This is a genomic window from Exiguobacterium acetylicum DSM 20416 (assembly GCF_000702605.1).
Taxonomy (GTDB): domain Bacteria; phylum Bacillota; class Bacilli; order Exiguobacteriales; family Exiguobacteriaceae; genus Exiguobacterium_A; species Exiguobacterium_A acetylicum.
Genome location: NZ_JNIR01000001.1, coordinates 3,044,067 through 3,062,819, shown reverse-complemented (window position 1 = coordinate 3,062,819; position 18,753 = coordinate 3,044,067). Strand labels below are relative to the sequence as shown.

Genomic DNA, 18,753 nt, shown 5'->3' with positions numbered 1-18,753 from the left:
GGTTTACACCTTGAAGAAATCTTCCGAACTCATCATAAATAATAAAAAGTCCCATTTTTTTATAGATAATTGATTCGTTAAGTGTTGAATTTTTTCAACAAATGATGCTTTTGATTCTGAAATATATGTAGCTCCAGAAGTCAAAGTTCCATACATTTTTTTAAATTCCACTATATATCTTTCATCATTTATAGTAATTCCTTCAATCAATTCTTCTATAGTACACCCAAAAGATGTACACAAATTTATCAATTTTAAATACGTATCTTTATAGTCGTTCTTCCACAATTCAATGGTTTGAAGAATTTGCTCACTATCTCCTTTAAGAGATAAAACAATTCCTTCTGATTTTAATTTTAACTGAATAGCTTCTAAAATAATTTCGTCAATCCGTCCGTTTTTACCTGTGATAGTAATAGGAATCCACTTAATATTATTCTCATATAAATTGTCTTTAATTTTGTCTGATAAACTATTATTTAAACCACTCACGTTATATAAAAACGATTTTACATCTTTACTATTTTTTCTTGCTGTTATTAAAGAAGCCGTAATTGCCCCGACCATTGATTTTCCTGCTCCATATGGACCAATCATAAGATGAGAATTGACTAGACTTTTTTTAGATAGACTTGAAATTATATTTTCCATAATTTCCAACTGATCATTGTTAGGGACAAACATATCAAACAGTTCAGACTTTCCTGTGTCATAAACTACATTAATACTAGGTTGAAACTTTTTCATAGCACTACCTCATTTTCAAAAAATCGTTCCATATAATCTAAATAATTAGTTGTATCAGTAATTCTAACTACATCGAGACGGTTCGTTCTAGTAAAGATTATTGGATATCTTTTTTGCATCTCTTCTAGACAGTTAACAATTTCAGATCTTGACAGGTTAAAAATTCTTCCCCATAGATTTTCACCATCGATTAATTCATCAAGACTCACTTCAGTGAGTTCATTTCTTTCTATATAAATCAAAAAAGTGATGAAAAGTACTTCAAACTTAAACACTGTATCTAGTGGTGTTTTTTTGTAAGTACCCTTAACTGTATTACTTACCAACCCTAATTCTTCAAACGGACTTTTAATAACATCTTCAGGAGTAGATGAAAGATTATTTGGACTATACATTTGAATGAGACAATCAATGTCTCTTTTTAGTGAATTGGAAGAGACTGATTTTTCTAATGTGTGACCGACCCAGGTTTCTAACGTTTCTATCAATATTGCTTTATCAAAAATTGATTCTTTGAATACATTAAAAAACCAATACCAACTTGTTGCAATTTTTGGATCAGAAGCTAGAGTATAATGTAAAATACTTTTCGTAACAGGATGTTGAATATATTTATCGTATTTATCAACTAATTCCCCTAAAGAAGTAAGGTGATGTTCTGTTTTTCCCGATTTGCGCTTCTCTTCCATGAGACCAGTTGAGAATAACCAATACTTCGCTGATTTCGCCATGTTTTTCCCTAAGCCTAATTGTTCAAAATGAGTATCATTATAAAAAAAGCGAGCATCGCTTTTAATTTCAGTTAATCCTTTATATAACCATTGCGGACGTAAGTAAAAACTTTGATGTTGTCCAAAACCCATTTGTAACCCACCTTAATTTTAACAAAGCAAAGTAGCCAGATTACTCTTGGCTACTTTGTAAGTTTAGTTATTTTTAAAGAACCTCATCAATGCTCGTAAAGACTGTGGTTCTAAATAAGGACTCTTACCTCTAACTGGTTCTCTATCTTTCTTTAAGAGGTAGTCACCTTTACCTGCTAAATTTTCGGCACCGCTTGTATCTAATACAACGTTAGATGCAACAGCGTCTGTTACTTTTAATCCTAAACGTGCTAGCAAATTATTTTTAATAGTAGTATTAATAATCTCCGCTTTAGGTGATTGTGTACAAACTATCATATGAATCCCTGCTGCCCGTCCTTTTTGACCTATTCTCTTAATAGCAGTTTCGATACGTTGTGCAAATTCTTTATCCTGCATCATGAAATCAGCAAATTCATCAAAAACAATGACAATGCGTGGTAAAACTTCTGATGATTTATTTTCTTCAATTAGTGCTTCATTATATTCTTTTAAATTTTTTGCATAAGCATCTTTAAATTTACTATATCGATTTTCCATTTCCATAATCATAACATCTAAATAATCAGCAGAATCTATTAAATCTAATAATACTTTATCAGTATGCTGAACATCTTCAAACATAGAAAATTCAACCTGTTTTGGATCTATAAATACAAACTTCAATTCTTCCGGTGTGTATAGGCACATCATAGACATAACAATTGAATTCAAACTAACACTTTTTCCACTTCCAGTTGATCCAGCGACTAACATATGAGGTTCTGTTCCATTAAAATCAACTGACATCACTTCATTTAAAGGGTTAAGTCCAATAGGAACAAGAAAACCATTCTTTAAGTCTGTTTGTGTGATATCTCTTCGAACGTACTTCATAAACTGTGAAAAGAAAATTGTATCAGGATCATTACGATTAATGTCTATATTGATACCATTTCGATCACTAAAAATAGTTGGTGGCGAATCAATATGCAGCCATAAAGGCATATCTTTAGCTTTCTTTTCAACTGCTGTAATACTTTGATCCGATGGAATTCTACCAATAATTCGAATGACGCTAGCACCTACGATAGTTCGCTCCACCGTAAACTGAACATTATTTATTCGGAGTTTAGTTTGCAGTGTGTCCGCATAACTATCACCCAATTTTTTTAATACCTCATCAAATGACTCTGTTTGTGGAGCTTGAACGTTCTTCAGTGCATGCTCTTCTGGATATTTAAATTCCTCGATGTCTTCAACTACTTCAATATTTTGAGTTTCGTTTATTATGCTTAACTCACTTTTATCCTTTAAGTCTAAGTCGTTTTCCTTCGTAACATTATCTTTTGGTATTTCAGTTAAAATTAGATCTCTATTATCTGTTTGAGTGTAACGATCAAAGTACTCGTTATCGTCAGTTACAGCAACCTGTTCTAATAATGATTTTTCTTCATCCTGTAATTCATTATTTACTTCATGATCAGGAACATTCATTTCAGATAAAATATACGATCTAGTAAAAGTGTTTACTACTATTTCATTTTCATCTTGCTTTTCATAATAATGTCCAGGTGAAAGTTCTGAACGACCTTCAAATTCAATATTTTTATTGTGAATATAAGCATAAATTGACTTTGTAAATTCAAAATTAATTTGAATATTTTCGTTATTTCTTAGTTCATGCAGTATCGCTAATTCAAATTCTTCATATGCACGCTTATCTTCTAAATGAAGTAAAAATGAGTTTAAATACAAGTTTCTTTCGAGTGTTGAATCAAATCTTCTAAAGAATTTTTTCAACGTTTTTTCCCCTGATAATAATTGAACTTTAGCATCAGCTACTTCACTAACATAGCTTTCTTCTTGTATAAGCTTTAACTCAATTAAATCAAATTTAACATGATACATTTCTGTTTCAGGAGAATATTGAATAGTTGTTTTTAATAAATCCGGGCGTTTTTGCCGAGTTCTAAACCACTCTAATTCATCACACATATCCCATAAAACTACAGTGTCATCAGATTTCTTATCTTGTAGCACAGTTAAATATACTGATAAAAACTCATTAACAAATTTTCCGGGTCCTAATGCTCTTAGTACTAAACCACCGGATAGTTCTTTTACAACTTTAAGAGCTTTATCAACCCGTTGTATGTCTATATTACTAACTTTTAACTGATCCTTTAATCTGCTGTAGAGGCGATCACGGTAATAATTGACTTCCAATTCTGCTTTTGAAGATCTTCTAATTGAGTCTGAAGAGGACACAAGAACTTTAATTTCTTCTTTTCCTAGTCGATTTACATGATAACGGATGATATTCGAACCTTCAGCTACTTGTTTCATTAATAAAGGATCCATAAATCTATCGTAAGTGACAACCCAATTAAACTTTTCGTGTGCAAGTTTATATAACGTATTTGTTTCAGTACGTGTTACAGATAGTCTACCTTTTAATAAACCAATCTTATTAGATTCGATGACTAATCCGTCTTTTAAAATCGCTTGCATATTATAAAATTGTTGCATCAATTTTGGCTGGTTATGTGAGACGTAGTTAATTAATCGAGTACCTTCTTTAACCGCTTTAAATTCACGATTCTCATAAAAGACCCAGTTTTTATCTGTTAACTCACATTCTTTGTAGCTTTCTGAATAAAATTGGTGTGGGATTTTTAAATTGTCACTTTGACCAAAATAATCAATAAACACGGCTAAATCAAAGTCTAGCATGGATGTATCTAGTTTTTCCTCAAGTGTTTTGGGATCGCTAAAAGGCAATACATTGATTTCTAATCTAGGAAATTCACCAAACGAATCTACAGCGTTAATATACTCTTCTTGAGATTGAATCCATTGATTAATCTCATCATAGAGCATTGCAGCTCTCGCAGGACTATGAATAGTTATATTCAGCTTTTTTAAACTATCATTTTTTAAGATTTGTTCTACACTCTTTTTTACAAACTCTAAGTTTGTAACATATAAGAATAAAACATCTAAACAATCTGCCGCATACGGATAAACTCGAAGATAATCGTTTGTCACTTTTTCAATTTCTTTCGCAAAAGAAGTTGCTTGGGAGGACACACTCTCAATTTCTCCACCTTCGATATATGTTCCCTGACCATATAGTTCATCTTGTGCAAATAGGTGATTCCCTTCCCTAGATACGTAATAAGATGGTGCCAAGTTAGTAAACGATCCTCTTAGGTACTCTTTGTACTGTTTTAAATCTTCTACATCTTGTATTTTATTGCGTTGTTCAGACGTATCAGAAATACTAGAAAGTAATTTTCCAAAATGAATGAGTTTAAAGCCGTAAGCAATAAATCTAATGGGATTAAATACAGATACTATTTTACGTTCAACTTCTGCTTGTTTAACGTTTTTAGTTTCGAAAATCTTTATCGTTCCAATTTCATTTAGGAGTGAGTATATTTTTCTAACACTATCTACATCATGATCCGAGCACTTTAAAAATGATTCACTAAGATCAGATACTTGATTTAAGTCTTCAATAGTTATTCCTCTATTTTCGTCGATAATGGATTTAAGAATATTAGTGTACTCAGAATTGTATTTTTTAAATTGCTCGATAGGTTCTAATAATCGTTTATCCGACATAAGGGTGTATTTTTGTTGTTCACTCAAATACTCATTAAGATCTTCTTCAACTGGCGTACCCTTTTTCGTAATAATAGAATGTAAAAAACCGTCTTGAATTTGGTTGATAAATTTGGAAAAACTTGTTTCAATTAATGTTCTACTAGCATCAATTTTGATAATGGATTTCGCTATAGAATTTTCATTTTTTAAAAGTCGTAATTTGACCGGGATTACTTCAATCTCTTTAGATGATTCGTTAGTGTTCATCAATTCTGAAAGAACAATTATGTTCGAAGACAACATGGATAAAGATTTCAGATGAAAATTAAAGAATCTAGCTTGTTCTTCAGAAACTTCTGTATTTTGATCTATTGAAATTTCAAAGGTAAGATTACCATTGAATTCTTCATGATCTATTTCCTCTAACATCACTAAACCCTCAGATAAAATCGCTTCAAAAATATCAATATATTCAGAGGGATTCTCAAGCTTATTTTCAATATTAATAATTTTTTTCAGTATATTTTCTTTTTCAAGTTCTTGTTCATATTCTTCTCGAAATTCTCGAATCGTCTCAATATCATTTTTAGCATTTACGGCTTCAACACCACGATCAAAACGACTTTCAGCTTCCATTTTTTCTTGCTTTAATTGGCTCTCTTCTTCAATACTTTTTGCTTCTCTAATTTTTTCTGCAAAATTGTCTAGAATTATATCTCTTGCATTATTTAATTTATCCTTTAAAGAATTAGACACTTTAAATCCAAAAATTCGTTCTGCGTCATTGTATGAAACTAGATTTAAGAGGTCGTTGTTTCGTCTTTCAACAAACTCCATAGTTTTTTCTAAAAACAATACTTTATCGTTATTAAAGCTTTTCCAAACTTCACTTGAAAAATTATTTTTTTCTTCATTGACAATGAAATTATCTACATTTTTCATCATTTTCTCTGGGTCTAAATAATTTACTAAAGTTTTTCTTAAGTGACTTAATAAAAAGTTTTTTCTAAGCTGACTACGAAGACCCTCTAGCGACTCAAATTTTAAATGTTCATCTTTAAATAGCCGAAAATGAGGCAGAGATTTTCCTAAAATCACTTTAAATGTATCATTAGATAATTCTTTCTCTTGTAACACGCTTTCAATATAAGCAATAAGCATTGAAAGTTGTAAATCGAGTTCTCCTCTATGCTGATATGCTCCAATTAGTTTGAGTAGATCTTTTATCTGATGTGGTTCTAAATATCCTTTTTCTCGTAGAGATTGATCTAAACTGAAAAATCCATCCGATGATAATAATTGTGTTTCATCAATAGAAACAATATCTTTTAAGCTTTGAGCTTCTGGTGTTCGTTCATTCATTAATAAAATTAATGCTTCATTCGTTTTTACATTATTTCGTAACCATACTCCATTTTCGTTTTCATTTAAAACAAATGAATCATAACCGTCAATTTGTTTTATAGTCCGTATCAATGGTTCATAAAAACTTTTGAGTTGAGTTTGATTTTCTAATAATGCGTTTAAGATAGCCGGAAAGTATTCTTCGTTTATTCCTTCTATCTTTACTAGTACTTTTTCGGCATTTTTATTTTTATGGTCTTTAAGATAATTAAGTAAGTGTTGTGCAATCCAACTACCTATTATCTTTTCTTTATGAGTAATTCTTGCAATCATTGCTTAATGCTCCTTCCTGGTATGTTGCATCAATTAGAATAAGGATTTGTCACTAATGCTGTTGCATCTGAATATTCTTGGAGTAGCCCATTTTGTTTTAATTTTTGTCTCATTTTTTTCTCATTGCTTCTAAAGTGACTTAGATTAATTCCCTCTTTTGAATACAATCCAGAATTTTTAGCAGCATCCTCCCCAATAATAATCCGATATTTTAGGAATAATTCATTTAAGAAATCGTCATATGGTAAATTGTTCTGACCATCGAGAGTTGCATATACTAAAGCACTTAGAACATTATCATGTAGTACATATCGAGCTTTAGATCCCTTTCCTGAAACAATAAACTGACCATCACGAGCTAAAGTTTTCATAATAGGGACTTGTGTTTTAGACAAATCCTCCATATAAAGTTCTACAATACGTAATCTAAGTAACTTTTTAGCATTATTAATATCTTTGGTCTCCAATGCCTCTACAAGTTTTTTCTTTTTTGTTACTTGAAGGCTGTTAAAATTTAATTCATTAAAAAATCCAGAATAGCCTTTTAATTTATCTTTTTCAGAGCTATCAAAATTATTTCTCCAAAAATAAATTTTTTCTTCTGCTTTAGCTTCAGAAAACACTTCTTCTACTCGATCTTCAACAAAGGTTTTATACGCTTCTCTTACTATAGTTTCGTGAATTCTATAAGAATCTTGAGCCAAAAATTTAATTGATTTATTTTGACCTTCTAAACAATCAATGAAATAATTGCTCGTTTCACCAATAATTTGTTCTGATTGAAAAATCATATAACGATGAAGTTGGAATGTTATGAGAGAAGTTAAAATATCAAACATTTCATAAATATCAATATTTAACATAAGCAATGCGTTAAGTTCTTCTGCAAATTCTTTATACAATGCTAAATCTGTATTTGGTAAAGTTGGGTATTCACTACTTTCCCAATTAGTAATAACAGATGATAACTCTTCATCTTTGATTAGTGGTGCCGGCTGCTCCCCAGTACTATACTCACTAAATGCTTCATTAATTTGATTAATGACAGCAATTACCCCACTAGAGCTAGATAGCAGAGTTTTCATGTTTTTCTCAATATTAATTCTTAATTCAGGATTATTTAAGGTTCCGTAATGCAACATTAAAAAGTATAATTCTCCACCACGAGCAAAAAAATTTCGTTCATAATTAATAGTTAAATTTTTCGAATTACCTTTATCTCTATTTACACGAACTTCAGAAAAAAGCAATGACTCATGGAGAGGATACATCATTTGAGCGTACCAAGAGCGATCAACTGGTTTTCCCATCGGTGTCATTAGAGGTATAGTTAGATTTTTAAAGAACACTTGTAAATCTTCTAATTGCTTTTCACTTACTCCGAGTTTCTTTCGAATTACATCTTTTTTCTTTTCTTCGAAAATTGCAGTATGACCTTTTGCCCCCTCTTTCTCTCCTTCATAGACAAACTGGCGAAATTCAATCATTTTTCTTCGGTCATAATACTTCTTTTCTAGACTAAAACCTGTTCCAGCAAATACATTTAAAAATTCTAAAGTATACTCTGGTCCACGCTGACCATCTTTAAACCGATGTCCCCATATTTCAGCACCAATTTTACTAGAAAATTTTGAACTTTCTTCTTGCATATCTAACATCCTTTCAACTATTTTTACTTAGATTTAAAAATCATCATCTTCAAGTTCAATGTCTACACTAGTAATTTCGCTTTCATTAATTTCAATTGTTTCTAACACAAATGATCCTTGAATACGATCGAACTTCAAAATTTGCAAAATACTTTCATCCTGTTTTTTTTAACGAGATCAATCTATTTCGAAAACTATTAAGTAATATCTCTACATGCTCTCTCAAAACGTTTAACATGCCTCCATTACTCAAACGCATTAGATATTCAAAAGTCACTAAATTAATAGCTAGTTCTACGCCTTGTACACTCAAGGTTAATTTTGTACCTGTTTGGTCAATTGCTTCATTTTTACCTTGGATATGAAATTCCACTTGATCTAGACCAATAATCTGATGAACTAATAAACTATCTGAAGATACATACAGCTGATGAGAGGGAGAATACACCATTCTCTTTGCGAAGAACGTATTTAATCCATCCACAAGCTTAACCTTAATGTTGTGTTCAATTCTTCCTCTATGAAGAATGCTTATAAAATCATACCGGTGTCGATAAGAGATTAATTTTTCTACTTTTTTATTATCTTGAGATTCAAAGTAATACTTTCTTCGCAATCTTGGAAACCATTTATTCATTAGTTCAACACCGTTCACATTATCACCATGTATATTTGAACGATACATTTTTACGTCTTCGTAATAAGCACCGTTTTCAACATCAATATCTTTACCAAATAATGTGTGATGTGTATCTTTGATTTGTTCGCTACTACTTAAGTCACCATTAAGTAGAAAGTCATCAATTACAGAGTCTGAAATGTATCCAGGATCTAATGATTTAAATTCTTGAATGCCGCCAATTTCCTCAAAAACTTCTGGTCTAAGATTGTTACCAAAAAAGTTCTCATAATAAGACTTTTTTGCTAACGCTTGGATTGATTCACTATTAGAAGCCTCGTGTATATCTTTGCAAGCCATTCCGCCTGTTTGCGTATAGGCTAAGTGAATGAGTAACTCTCGCATTGTCATATGCTTACCGTTCATATCTAAAGATTTATACATACGCATCATTCGATTTTTTGTTGTTTTATCACTTAAAGCTAGATGATTGCTATTTATAATACATATGTTTTTACTAGAACAATCATTACAAATATCCCAGTTTTGTTCTTCATTCCATCCTTCTACGATTTTTTCAGCATAAATCGACGATGATGCGTACAATAAGTTATATACTTTTATTTCATTCGTCATTTCTAGTTCTTTATTGTTTGATATAAATTGAGGAATGACGACACTTTTTAATTTATTTAATTCAGGATATTTCACAAGGGTATGCGTTAATTTCCCCTCATTAGCTGCAATGAGAAAATATACCTTAGATTCATCGTTTTCTAGGGAATCTTGCAATTTTTTTAGTTCTTCAACGATAACTTCATTTTTTAATTCCGATAAATCTTTTATTATTCGAATTCTATAGTTTTTATATGAAATCTCTGCTATACCTGATTCCGGCCATCCTTTAAACTCTTCTTCGACTAATTGATCATACACATTTCTACAAATTCTGGTTTTTCCATCTCCAGCATTACCTGTTATGATGATAGAGCGAGGAGACGTTGAGAGCTCTTCGATAATTTTTTTGTTAATATTTGTATCAATACTGTACTCGATTTTCTTAGTATGTTCGTCAAAAATTTTCGAGTAATCTGCTGTAGTTAAATCATACTGATGCATAAATGAAACAAAAGGATTAACTTGATTTTGCATTATAAATTCTCCTTAGTTCTCATGTTTATTTGTCACAACTTCCCTAATAAATTATATCATTTATGGTTTTTTATTCATATTATATTGTTAATGATTATAATAAAAGTAATTTAAAGTTATATTGTTTTTTACCTAGTAAGTACTTATTAACAAAAGAATGGAGAGAAATAAGATATGTCATTTTTAAAAAAAATTGAAACGTCTAACGCCCCTGCAGCAATCGGTCCTTACTCGCAAGGCTTTATCGCGAACGGTACACTCTATGCTTCTGGACAAATCCCGATTGATCCAGCAACAGGTGAACTCGTACCAGGCGGAATCACGGAGCAGACGGAACAAGTCATGCGCAACATCGATGCCATCCTGAAAGAGGCAGGACTGACACCTGACCGCGTCGTCAAGACGACATGCTACTTAACGAGCATGGAACACTTTGCTTCTTTTAATACGATCTACTCCGATTACTTCGCACCGCACGATCACTTCCCGGCTCGGTCTTGTATTGCGGTTAAGGAACTACCAAAAGGTGCATTAGTTGAAGTCGAGATCTTAGGACTCGTATGATCTGATCGCTACGCACTCATTGCGTAGCGTTTTTTTATCGTAGTCCCCAGCGTCCTGTTCCTTTTCCAGTCTCACTGTAAAAAAAATCGTGCTCTCCCCGGTACAATTCACACTCACTCGCATGCAGGTAAATCAATTTCCGGATGCGTGCCTCGAGTCCTGCTTCTGATGTAAACCGTGATAGATCCAAATGTTCTGTTTGTCTGACGCGCTGGTAGATATCAATTAAGTCGAGTGGCGATTGCCGTTCTAGGATTCGTTGAATTACATCAAGTAACTGTTGGCTCTCATCCGTCATATCCTTCTAACTCCTTTTTCATCACGTTGTTTTGAATCGCATTCATCACCATTGGTATTTGGACGACTAGATTCAAGACACTCACTCCGAGAACCAGTTGACTGGCTGTCAATGGCTTGAAGTATCCTTCGCCGTATCCTTCCCCTACACTGAGTGCGATCCCGTACGAAATCGCAAACGAAACCATGTTGCCGATAACGATGTATTTCGGTTTCCCACTCCGTGCAAGTGAATACGATAGAGCACCGAGTCCAAACAAAAATAAGGCATAGCCTAGTATCGACCCCTCTGTCCAATCGAGGTAAGGTCCGAGCCACGCAAACGGAATCAGATAAAATAGTGCTCGTTTCATTGTTCACCCTCCCCTTCTTCGTCTTTTCGGTTACTCCCAGCATCATAATAACCGTATAGGAGTTCTCGAACCATCTCCCACCCTGGCGGAAAGACGTTTGAGCGTGACACTTTTTCTGTTCCGTGTTCTGTCGTCACATGAATCTCCCAATCCGTTCCGTCAATAATCGTAAGGCTTTCAGGATCAGAGTACTCTCGCCATTCATCGGCATTAAATCGATCCGACCACATGTCGATTAGATAGATGTCCTCTTCTGTCAGTTTTACAAGTAACGGATCCATTTCGTCAGGTAAAATTAATCCATGCGGAAACCATGGACCTAATAATTCTTCCTCATCTTCCGCACGAATCGTCCGACTTGCACGGTCCCACCAAAACGTCTGTCCTCTTCCCATACCGGACTCCCGAAAATAAATCCGTTCGACTGTTTGCATCGTGATCATCCTCTAAAATTGATATTTCCATTATAGCCCATTTGTTATTTTTAACCTGTTACATTTTTTACTACGGTTCTGATGATTTCTGTTGCTGTGAAACATTTTTCTCCTTCTATCAGTAAATGTAGTGAAAGGAGATGGTTCACATGCATGTATCCATTCAACAAGCCGGTTATGACGTCGGTCAGCCCGTCTTACAAGAGATTGCGTTTGCTTTACAGCCTGGATCCATCACCGGTTTGATTGGTACAAACGGTGCAGGAAAAAGTACGACAATTCAAGCGATGTTCGGTACGCTACCGTGGGTCGAAGGAGAGATCGATTTACCGGTCTCACTCGCCTATATTCCGGAACAGCCAACCTATTATGAATATTTGACGCTCGCCGAGCACCTTGAGCTGGTCGCTTCGCTCCACGAGACGGATCATGCCTATACAGAACAACTCTTAAAGACGTTTGAACTGCGTGCTGTCACAAATGACTATGTATCTTCTTTCTCTAAAGGAATGAAACAGAAGGTGATGCTCGTCTGTGCTTTGATGCAACGCGCGGACTGCTTGATCATCGATGAACCGTTCGTTGGTCTCGACGCGGTCGCAACGATTCGGTTGTTGCATTTACTCGAAGCAGAACGAACGCGTGGCGTAGCGATTCTGCTCGTCACTCATGTCCTTGATTCCGCGGAACGTCTGTGTGACGACTTCGTCTGGATTGATCAGGGACGCATCAAACATCAAGGAACACTCGCTCAAATCGGTGAAGCCTCTGGTCAACCTGGTGCTCGCTTGTTCGACATCATGGAAGCGATGGTACTCGAGCATGATTAAAACCTTTTTGAAGCAACGGATCCGTCGACGGCATGCGGAACAGCGTCGCTTCTTTCGAGAAATTTTCGATTGGACGATCTTGCTGTATCTCGTCGTTCCGGTCGGTCTGTTCATCATCTATGAAACGATTCAAATCTTAAATGGTCAAGCGGACTGGGTTCAAACAGTTTCGGTCGCTTGGATTTTACTCGGATGGATTCTGTATGGATTCCTGCCCGCCTTTTACGCCTGGTTCGAACCGGCAGATCGCCTCTTCTTCAAACCGGTTCCTGGAGCGATCGTTCGAATGAAGTGGTATTCCGTTCGGTATCACTTTTTGCGGATTTTTCTAATGACTGCCGGATTACATCTACTCTGTTTTCCGTTACATAGCATTCGGTTTGATCAATCCAGTATCACGGTACTGCTGATTAGTCTCGTGCTCTCTTTGCTCCAACCGTTCTTTAGCTTTTGGACATACCGGTTATCTGGACAACGGTTCTTGCGGAAATGGAGCGGTCATCTCGTCCTGGCAACAGGACGCATCACTCTGTTGCTCCTGCTTTGGCTTCAACCGTATCCTGTCCTCTTCGTCGTCGCACTGTGTGTGGTGCTGCTCGGATTCCTTCATGTCCGGCACTGGTCACGGCGTGAGGACGGATTAACGGAGGATATCCTGTTGTCGATGAAACGACAGTCGAGTTTATCGGCGACCGTCCTTGAATTGAACGGTGCCTTACCGAAGCCGTCTCACCGAAAGCGTCCGTTCCTTCATCTGCGATTATTCAAACAGACGCACCAGCAACTTCCACTGATCACGTATCTGCGGGATCCGAGTAAGCGTCGCTTCTTGTTCCAGCTATTTGCTGCGATGAACTACGGTCTTCTCGTTTTACCATGGATCGGACGCGGACTCGTTTTCGCTTTCATCCTGTTTGTTCTCTTTCAAGAACGGAAACAACATCATACATGGTTCCGCAGACAATCATTCTACCAGCATATTTCCAATTGATTGATTTCTGCTATACTTTTTCTATTACATTGGTTGGAGGGATGACTTCATGCGTACTCATTTATTCTTATTCGGAGGCGGTCCTCCTTTTACACCGAACTTACGAACACGATTTGCTACATTAACGAATGATGGACCGGTCGCGATTTTATACGTTCCGCGGACCGGTAAGGACTGGACGAGCTACGCCTCAATCTATACGAAGCCGTTAGAGGAAGATGGCATCTCGTCGTTCGTCCATCTGCCACTGTCTGACGCACCAACGGACGAACAACTTTCACAACTACAGCAGTGTCAGGGCATCATCATCTCCGGTGGCGAGACCGAATTGTATCAGCAATACTTGGTCGCTACACCGATCGGTGACATCATTCAGTCGCGTTTCGCAGATGGTGTTCCGGTCGCCGGCTTTTCAGCCGGTGCCCTCGTTTCGCCTGAACGGTGTGTGATTCCGGAGATCGACCAACGCGACAATCAACGTCTTCGTTTGCCTGGTCTTGCCTTACTGAAAGACGCGGTCATCTGTATCCATTACGAGACGTGGGGCGAAGCTGCTCATCTCATGCAATCCTTTACGGAAGAAAGCACAGACCGTGCCTTCGGTCTTGCTGACGAGAGCGGGATCTATCTACGCGATCAGTACCTCGTCGAAACAGAAGGAACCGATCCTGTCGTATTGTCGCGGAGTCCCGTCAGATGACAGCGATCGTTCCTGCCGTCAAAGGCATCATCATTCACGAGCAACGTCTCCTGATCGTCCGCCGGGCTGCTGCTGACTTCGGTGGCGGGACATGGGAATGTCCGGGTGGCAAGATCGACTTCGGTGAATTGCCAGTCGACAGTCTCATTCGCGAGATTAAAGAAGAGACACAATTGACCGTTACGCCGAAGCATCTGCTCTATGCCTCGAGCTTCCTGACGCATCCCAATCGGCAAATCATTCTCTTGATGTACGTCTGCGCGACGAATCAAACAGACGTTCAATTACCGGCAGAACACGACGCCTATCTCTGGGCGGACGAAACAACGATCCGTCAGGTGATTGCGCCGAATATTCTCGCTGATTTTGAACGCCATGATGTATTTTCGTTACTGCATCACTAAACACAACTGCCCCGCCTGACCAATCGGTCGAGCGAGGCAGTTGTTATTTACAGCAAAGGGTCTCGATAACAGACGACGCGATTTCGTCCGGTTTGTTTGGCTTCATATAACGCTAAATCTGCCTTTTGGACGGTCTCAAATACGGTCGATGCTTGATCAGAAGAGGCAACCCCTAGCGATAACGTGACATGAAACACGGGATATTCCTTATAGACGAAGTGTTGATCAGCGCAGGCAGAACGAATCCGTTCCCCGAGTCGTTCCGCTTGTCGGAGTGGTACGTCCGGCAACAGTAAGACAAATTCCTCACCACCATACCGACCGACGACTCCTTGTTCTGGACAATACGATTGCAAGAGATGACTGAGTTGCCGTAAAACGACGTCGCCCCCTTCATGACCGTATGTATCGTTGATCGATTTAAAATGATCGAGATCAAGAATGAGGACGGAAAAGACCGTTCCGTTCTGAGCATACTCGGCTAACGTCTCATCTAGCTTCCGGCGGTTTCCCAGTTGCGTCAGCCCATCCGTTAAAGCCAGTTCTTGTTGCGTGTGCACGAATAAAAAGTGTTTCCGGAGTTCTTGTAAGAAACGATAGGTCACGTAACCACCAATCATGATGACGATGATATAGACGAGCGCAATCTCTAAAAACCGCTCGAACGTGTTCGTCAATAAATAGAGCGCCGGTAAGCTGTATGCGATACCTGTTCCAAGCAACACGAGATAATCCTTCATTCGCTGAGCAGCAAATCGGCGATAAATCGTCGCTGTCACGAGTAACGCGACACAGATCAAGGTCGTCAGGATCAGCCCCTCGTATTCGCCAGCCGGTGTCACCGCAAATCGGGCACCGATGATGAACAGCATCGTGATGCTACCGCTGACTAACCCTCCGTAAAAGTACGCCGTAACAAGTGCAACGAGACGCAAATCAATCTTTGCGACGTCATAGGAGATACTGTTGAAAATCAACAGCGCACCAATCAAACCCGCGATACAACCGATTGCGAGTCGGACTTGTAAGGAGGAGTTGGGTGAGATCCGCTCGATTCGTCGTAGCGGTAAAAAGGCGAACAGCAATGTCGCAATCAATAGGGAAAAGTTCAACAACAATGAATTGAGCAACGTAAGCACGACGACATCCTCCTCATTCCATTTCAGATGTTTACTCTATTCCCGTCAGATTACACATTCCCCTCTTTTTCCAAGGTTTTCAAACAAGAAGAGAGGGAATCAAACAAATATGTCTATCGTCTACATCATTAAGGGGGAATCTTTCATGGATCGTCAAGCTGAAAAACGAAAAAGTAAGATGCCGTTCTTCATCATTCTCGTCATCGCCATCTTCGTCATCGTTGCTGCTGCGTTGATCATTTACGTCACATCTGAACCAAAAGAAGAGACACAAGCACTTATGACACATCTTGCGACTGTCCTACCAATTTACGTGAATTAGATTCACAAGACCTTTACACAAGCCGTACAACACCTTCATACATGTTGCTTCATCTCCTTCCGATAGGTACACGGGAGGAGATGTTTTTTATGCTTATGAAAAAACGATTACTGGCACAACAATTAAATGGATGGTTGATTCCGATCGTCGCCATCGGACTGATCGTGATCAGCGGTCTAAGCGTCTACGCTTCCTATCAACAATCCGTCGCAGCAACTGAGGAACGGCTGATGCGTGAGTTAACGATGTTCGACGCGAACGTCCGGGCAACGTTTCTGGCGTATCCGGAGGACGCGAAAGACCGCTCGCGTGCCATCAAACGATTGCAACAGCAACAGCGAACCGACTTATCACGTGACGACTACACGGTTCGCTTCCAAAGCCTGAACACGAGTGAGGCGTTCCGACCGTTGACACTCGAACCGACAAAACGGAAACAACTATTACACCACTTAAAAACAGCCCGTACATATGCTTTTTCGAATCAAGATCAGTTTCTTGTCGCGATGACGATTCCGGAACTCGATGACGTCATCTTACTGACGACCGACCGTGATAAATTAATCGCACCGGCGCGAGATTTAGCTTGGACACTCGTCTGGGTCAGCGTGATCACGCTTGTCAGCATCAGCCTCTTGATCCGCTGGCGGATTCAACGCCAACTGGCACCTTTATCGAAACTCGCCTTACAGATTGAAGAAGCGCATGCGAAGCGATCGTATCGTCCATTAACGCTCAAGACGACAACTTTTGAGTTACAACAGCTCACGTTTCAATACAATCAATTGATGCAACAGATTAATGACTTAACGACTGAGATGCAACAAGCAAGTCAGGAACTTGAGTCCGTCCAGCCCCACTTTTCCTCGCGCTTATCGGCGATGGATCAATCGGTCCAAGCCGTCGATGAAGTCGCCGGTTCTTTACTTGCGCAATCGACGCAGATGGATCAGACGATCGTCGCCTCGACACGTTTGACTGCCCAAGGACACGATGCGTTAAGCGAAATGCAAACGACACTTCTGAACAGTCAACATGCCGTAACCCGTTTTCAACAGACTGTTCAGACGAATCACACGACACTTGAGACCTTACAAGAGGAAAGCCAGTTGCTGAAGGAACAATCCACGACGACAGAGCAGATTTTGCAACAGACCTCACATCTACAGCAACAGATGGAAACCTCGATTTCGCACATCCAGCGCGTTGCTGAAGAGACGCGCCGCTTGTCGCTGAACGCGTTAATTGAGGCAACCCGTGCTGGAGAAGCTGGTCGCGGCTTCACGGTCGTCGCTAAAGAGGTCGAAAAACTAGCAATCGATATTAGGACGAGTACGGACCATATCCGGCAGGTCAATCAGACCTGGACGGCGGGACTCGATCAAGTCGAACAAGCGCTCTCGCAGATGACGGAACGGTTTCTCTCGACGTCACAACAGCTCGAGACGGCAACGGAGCATTTGCAACAAATGCTGACCGAAGCGACGACGATCGAGACGACACTGGGTACTGTCGAACAGCAGCGTCAAATCGTCGCAGACGTCCAGTTAAACATGCAGGAACATCTACAGTCGGTTCAGCAGTTGATGTCAGAACTCTCGTCTTACAGCCAAGTGCTCGGAGAACAGATGCAACACCACGTCATTCAGCAAACAGAATTGAAGACACATAGTGCTGTACTCGAGTCGCGGATCAGTTCGTTGCAACAAACTATAAAAAATTAATTTTTTACATTTTTCCTAGTATTAATCTTTAAATTACAATATTTACTTATCATTTAATATGAAATAAAATGTTTTTTGGTAGGTAATTTTATATTTAAGGGGTTAATGAATCAATGGAAGAAAAGAAAAAGAAAAAAGGCGGCTGTTGTGGCTGTGGTTGTCTCATCTTCATTATTTTAATTTTCTTAGGCGCTTGTGGCGCTATTTTTGGAGAAGATGAATCTGACGATAAAGACAATAATACAAAGAGTCATCAATCTACTAAAGACTTGGACTCTGATGATCATAAAAATAACACTGAAGAAAAAAATGATGCTAAAGCTAAGGAAGAAGCTGATGCTAAAGCCAAGGCAGAAGCTGATGCTAAAGCCAAGGCAGAAGCTGACGCTAAAGCTAAAGCAGAAGCTGACGCTAAAGCTAAGGCAGAAGCTGACGCTAAAGCCAAGGCAGAAGCTGACGCTAAAGCCAAGGCAGAAGCTGACGCTAAAGCCAAGGCAGAAGCTGACGCTAAAGCCAAGGCAGAAGCTGACACTAAAGCTAAGACTTGCTTAAATATTCGGGGTAATATCTCTAGTTCAGGTGAGAAAATATATCACCTTCCTAATCAAAGGTTTTATAGTAAAACGGACCCTGAACAAGTTTTTTGTACAGAAGGTGCAGCTGTAAGTGCTGGATATCGCAAATCAAAAATCTAACT

At 38.2% G+C, this 18,753-nt stretch carries 17 protein-coding genes; 8 read left to right on the top strand and 9 right to left on the bottom strand.

Annotated features, from left to right (window positions below; genetic code table 11):
• Positions 1-3: 3 nt before the first annotated feature.
• From P401_RS0116265 to P401_RS0116240, 5 genes are all read right to left on the bottom strand, one after another.
• Positions 4-747, bottom strand: a complete 744-nt coding sequence (locus tag P401_RS0116265) for a hypothetical protein (RefSeq protein ID WP_029343280.1) — start codon at positions 745-747, stop codon at positions 4-6.
• The gene (locus P401_RS0116260; RefSeq protein ID WP_029343279.1) at positions 744-1,610 is read right to left on the bottom strand and encodes a DUF4007 family protein; all 867 of its coding nucleotides are present in this window, start codon (positions 1,608-1,610) and stop codon (positions 744-746) included. Before P401_RS0116260 ends, P401_RS0116265 begins: the two co-directional genes overlap by 4 nt.
• A gap of 63 nt (positions 1,611-1,673) precedes the next feature.
• The gene (locus P401_RS0116255) at positions 1,674-6,878 is read right to left on the bottom strand and encodes an FtsK/SpoIIIE domain-containing protein (RefSeq protein ID WP_029343278.1); all 5,205 of its coding nucleotides are present in this window, start codon (positions 6,876-6,878) and stop codon (positions 1,674-1,676) included.
• A 29-nt stretch (positions 6,879-6,907) separates the two neighbouring features.
• On the bottom strand, positions 6,908-8,536 hold the full coding sequence (locus P401_RS0116250) for a hypothetical protein (protein ID WP_160171467.1): 1,629 nt from the start codon (positions 8,534-8,536) through the stop codon (positions 6,908-6,910).
• A gap of 145 nt (positions 8,537-8,681) precedes the next feature.
• Complete coding sequence (locus tag P401_RS0116240) at positions 8,682-10,298, bottom strand: hypothetical protein (protein ID WP_029343275.1); 1,617 nt, start codon at positions 10,296-10,298, stop codon at positions 8,682-8,684.
• A 174-nt stretch (positions 10,299-10,472) separates the two neighbouring features.
• Here P401_RS0116240 and P401_RS0116235 point away from each other — a divergent pair, with 174 nt between their 5' ends.
• On the top strand, positions 10,473-10,862 hold the full coding sequence (locus P401_RS0116235; RefSeq protein WP_029343273.1) for a RidA family protein: 390 nt from the start codon (positions 10,473-10,475) through the stop codon (positions 10,860-10,862).
• A gap of 34 nt (positions 10,863-10,896) precedes the next feature.
• On the opposite strand, the gene P401_RS0116230 is transcribed toward P401_RS0116235, so the two are convergent.
• The 3 genes from P401_RS0116230 to P401_RS0116220 are packed head-to-tail and all read right to left on the bottom strand — an operon-like array spanning position 10,897 to position 11,946.
• Complete coding sequence (locus P401_RS0116230) at positions 10,897-11,160, bottom strand: hypothetical protein (protein ID WP_029343272.1); 264 nt, start codon at positions 11,158-11,160, stop codon at positions 10,897-10,899.
• Positions 11,150-11,512 (bottom strand): hypothetical protein, encoded by a 363-nt coding sequence (locus P401_RS0116225; RefSeq protein WP_029343271.1) that lies wholly within the window; start codon positions 11,510-11,512, stop codon positions 11,150-11,152. Before P401_RS0116225 ends, P401_RS0116230 begins: the two co-directional genes overlap by 11 nt.
• Complete coding sequence (locus P401_RS0116220; protein ID WP_029343270.1) at positions 11,509-11,946, bottom strand: hypothetical protein; 438 nt, start codon at positions 11,944-11,946, stop codon at positions 11,509-11,511. Before P401_RS0116220 ends, P401_RS0116225 begins: the two co-directional genes overlap by 4 nt.
• A gap of 149 nt (positions 11,947-12,095) precedes the next feature.
• Here P401_RS0116220 and P401_RS0116215 point away from each other — a divergent pair, with 149 nt between their 5' ends.
• From P401_RS0116215 to P401_RS0116200, 4 genes are read left to right on the top strand one after another with little or no spacing between them, the layout of a single operon-like run.
• On the top strand, positions 12,096-12,776 hold the full coding sequence (locus P401_RS0116215; protein ID WP_050679037.1) for an ABC transporter ATP-binding protein: 681 nt from the start codon (positions 12,096-12,098) through the stop codon (positions 12,774-12,776).
• Positions 12,769-13,767, top strand: a complete 999-nt coding sequence (locus P401_RS0116210; RefSeq protein WP_029343267.1) for an ABC transporter permease — start codon at positions 12,769-12,771, stop codon at positions 13,765-13,767. Before P401_RS0116215 ends, P401_RS0116210 begins: the two co-directional genes overlap by 8 nt.
• Before the next feature lie 49 nt (positions 13,768-13,816).
• Entirely contained in the window at positions 13,817-14,467 is a 651-nt protein-coding gene (locus tag P401_RS0116205) for a Type 1 glutamine amidotransferase-like domain-containing protein (RefSeq protein ID WP_029343266.1), read from the top strand.
• Positions 14,464-14,871 (top strand): NUDIX hydrolase, encoded by a 408-nt coding sequence (locus P401_RS0116200; RefSeq protein WP_029343265.1) that lies wholly within the window; start codon positions 14,464-14,466, stop codon positions 14,869-14,871. The genes P401_RS0116205 and P401_RS0116200 overlap by 4 nt, the downstream gene beginning before the upstream one ends.
• A 47-nt stretch (positions 14,872-14,918) precedes the next feature.
• Here the strand turns inward: P401_RS0116200 and P401_RS0116195 are convergent, their stop codons facing one another.
• Entirely contained in the window at positions 14,919-16,010 is a 1,092-nt protein-coding gene (locus tag P401_RS0116195) for a GGDEF domain-containing protein (protein WP_029343263.1), read from the bottom strand.
• Positions 16,011-16,155: 145 nt separating this feature from the next.
• Between P401_RS0116195 and P401_RS18720 the strand changes: the two genes are divergently transcribed.
• From P401_RS18720 to P401_RS18730, 3 genes are all read left to right on the top strand, one after another.
• Positions 16,156-16,332 carry a hypothetical protein gene (locus P401_RS18720; RefSeq protein ID WP_023466867.1) on the top strand — a complete coding sequence of 59 codons (177 nt, stop codon included), beginning with the start codon at positions 16,156-16,158 and terminating at the stop codon, positions 16,330-16,332.
• A gap of 89 nt (positions 16,333-16,421) precedes the next feature.
• Positions 16,422-18,056, top strand: coding sequence for a methyl-accepting chemotaxis protein (locus P401_RS0116185; protein WP_029343262.1), 1,635 nt, complete (start codon positions 16,422-16,424; stop codon positions 18,054-18,056).
• A 113-nt stretch (positions 18,057-18,169) separates the two neighbouring features.
• On the top strand, positions 18,170-18,751 hold the full coding sequence (locus tag P401_RS18730) for a sunset domain-containing protein (RefSeq protein ID WP_029343261.1): 582 nt from the start codon (positions 18,170-18,172) through the stop codon (positions 18,749-18,751).
• Positions 18,752-18,753 lie beyond the last annotated feature (2 nt).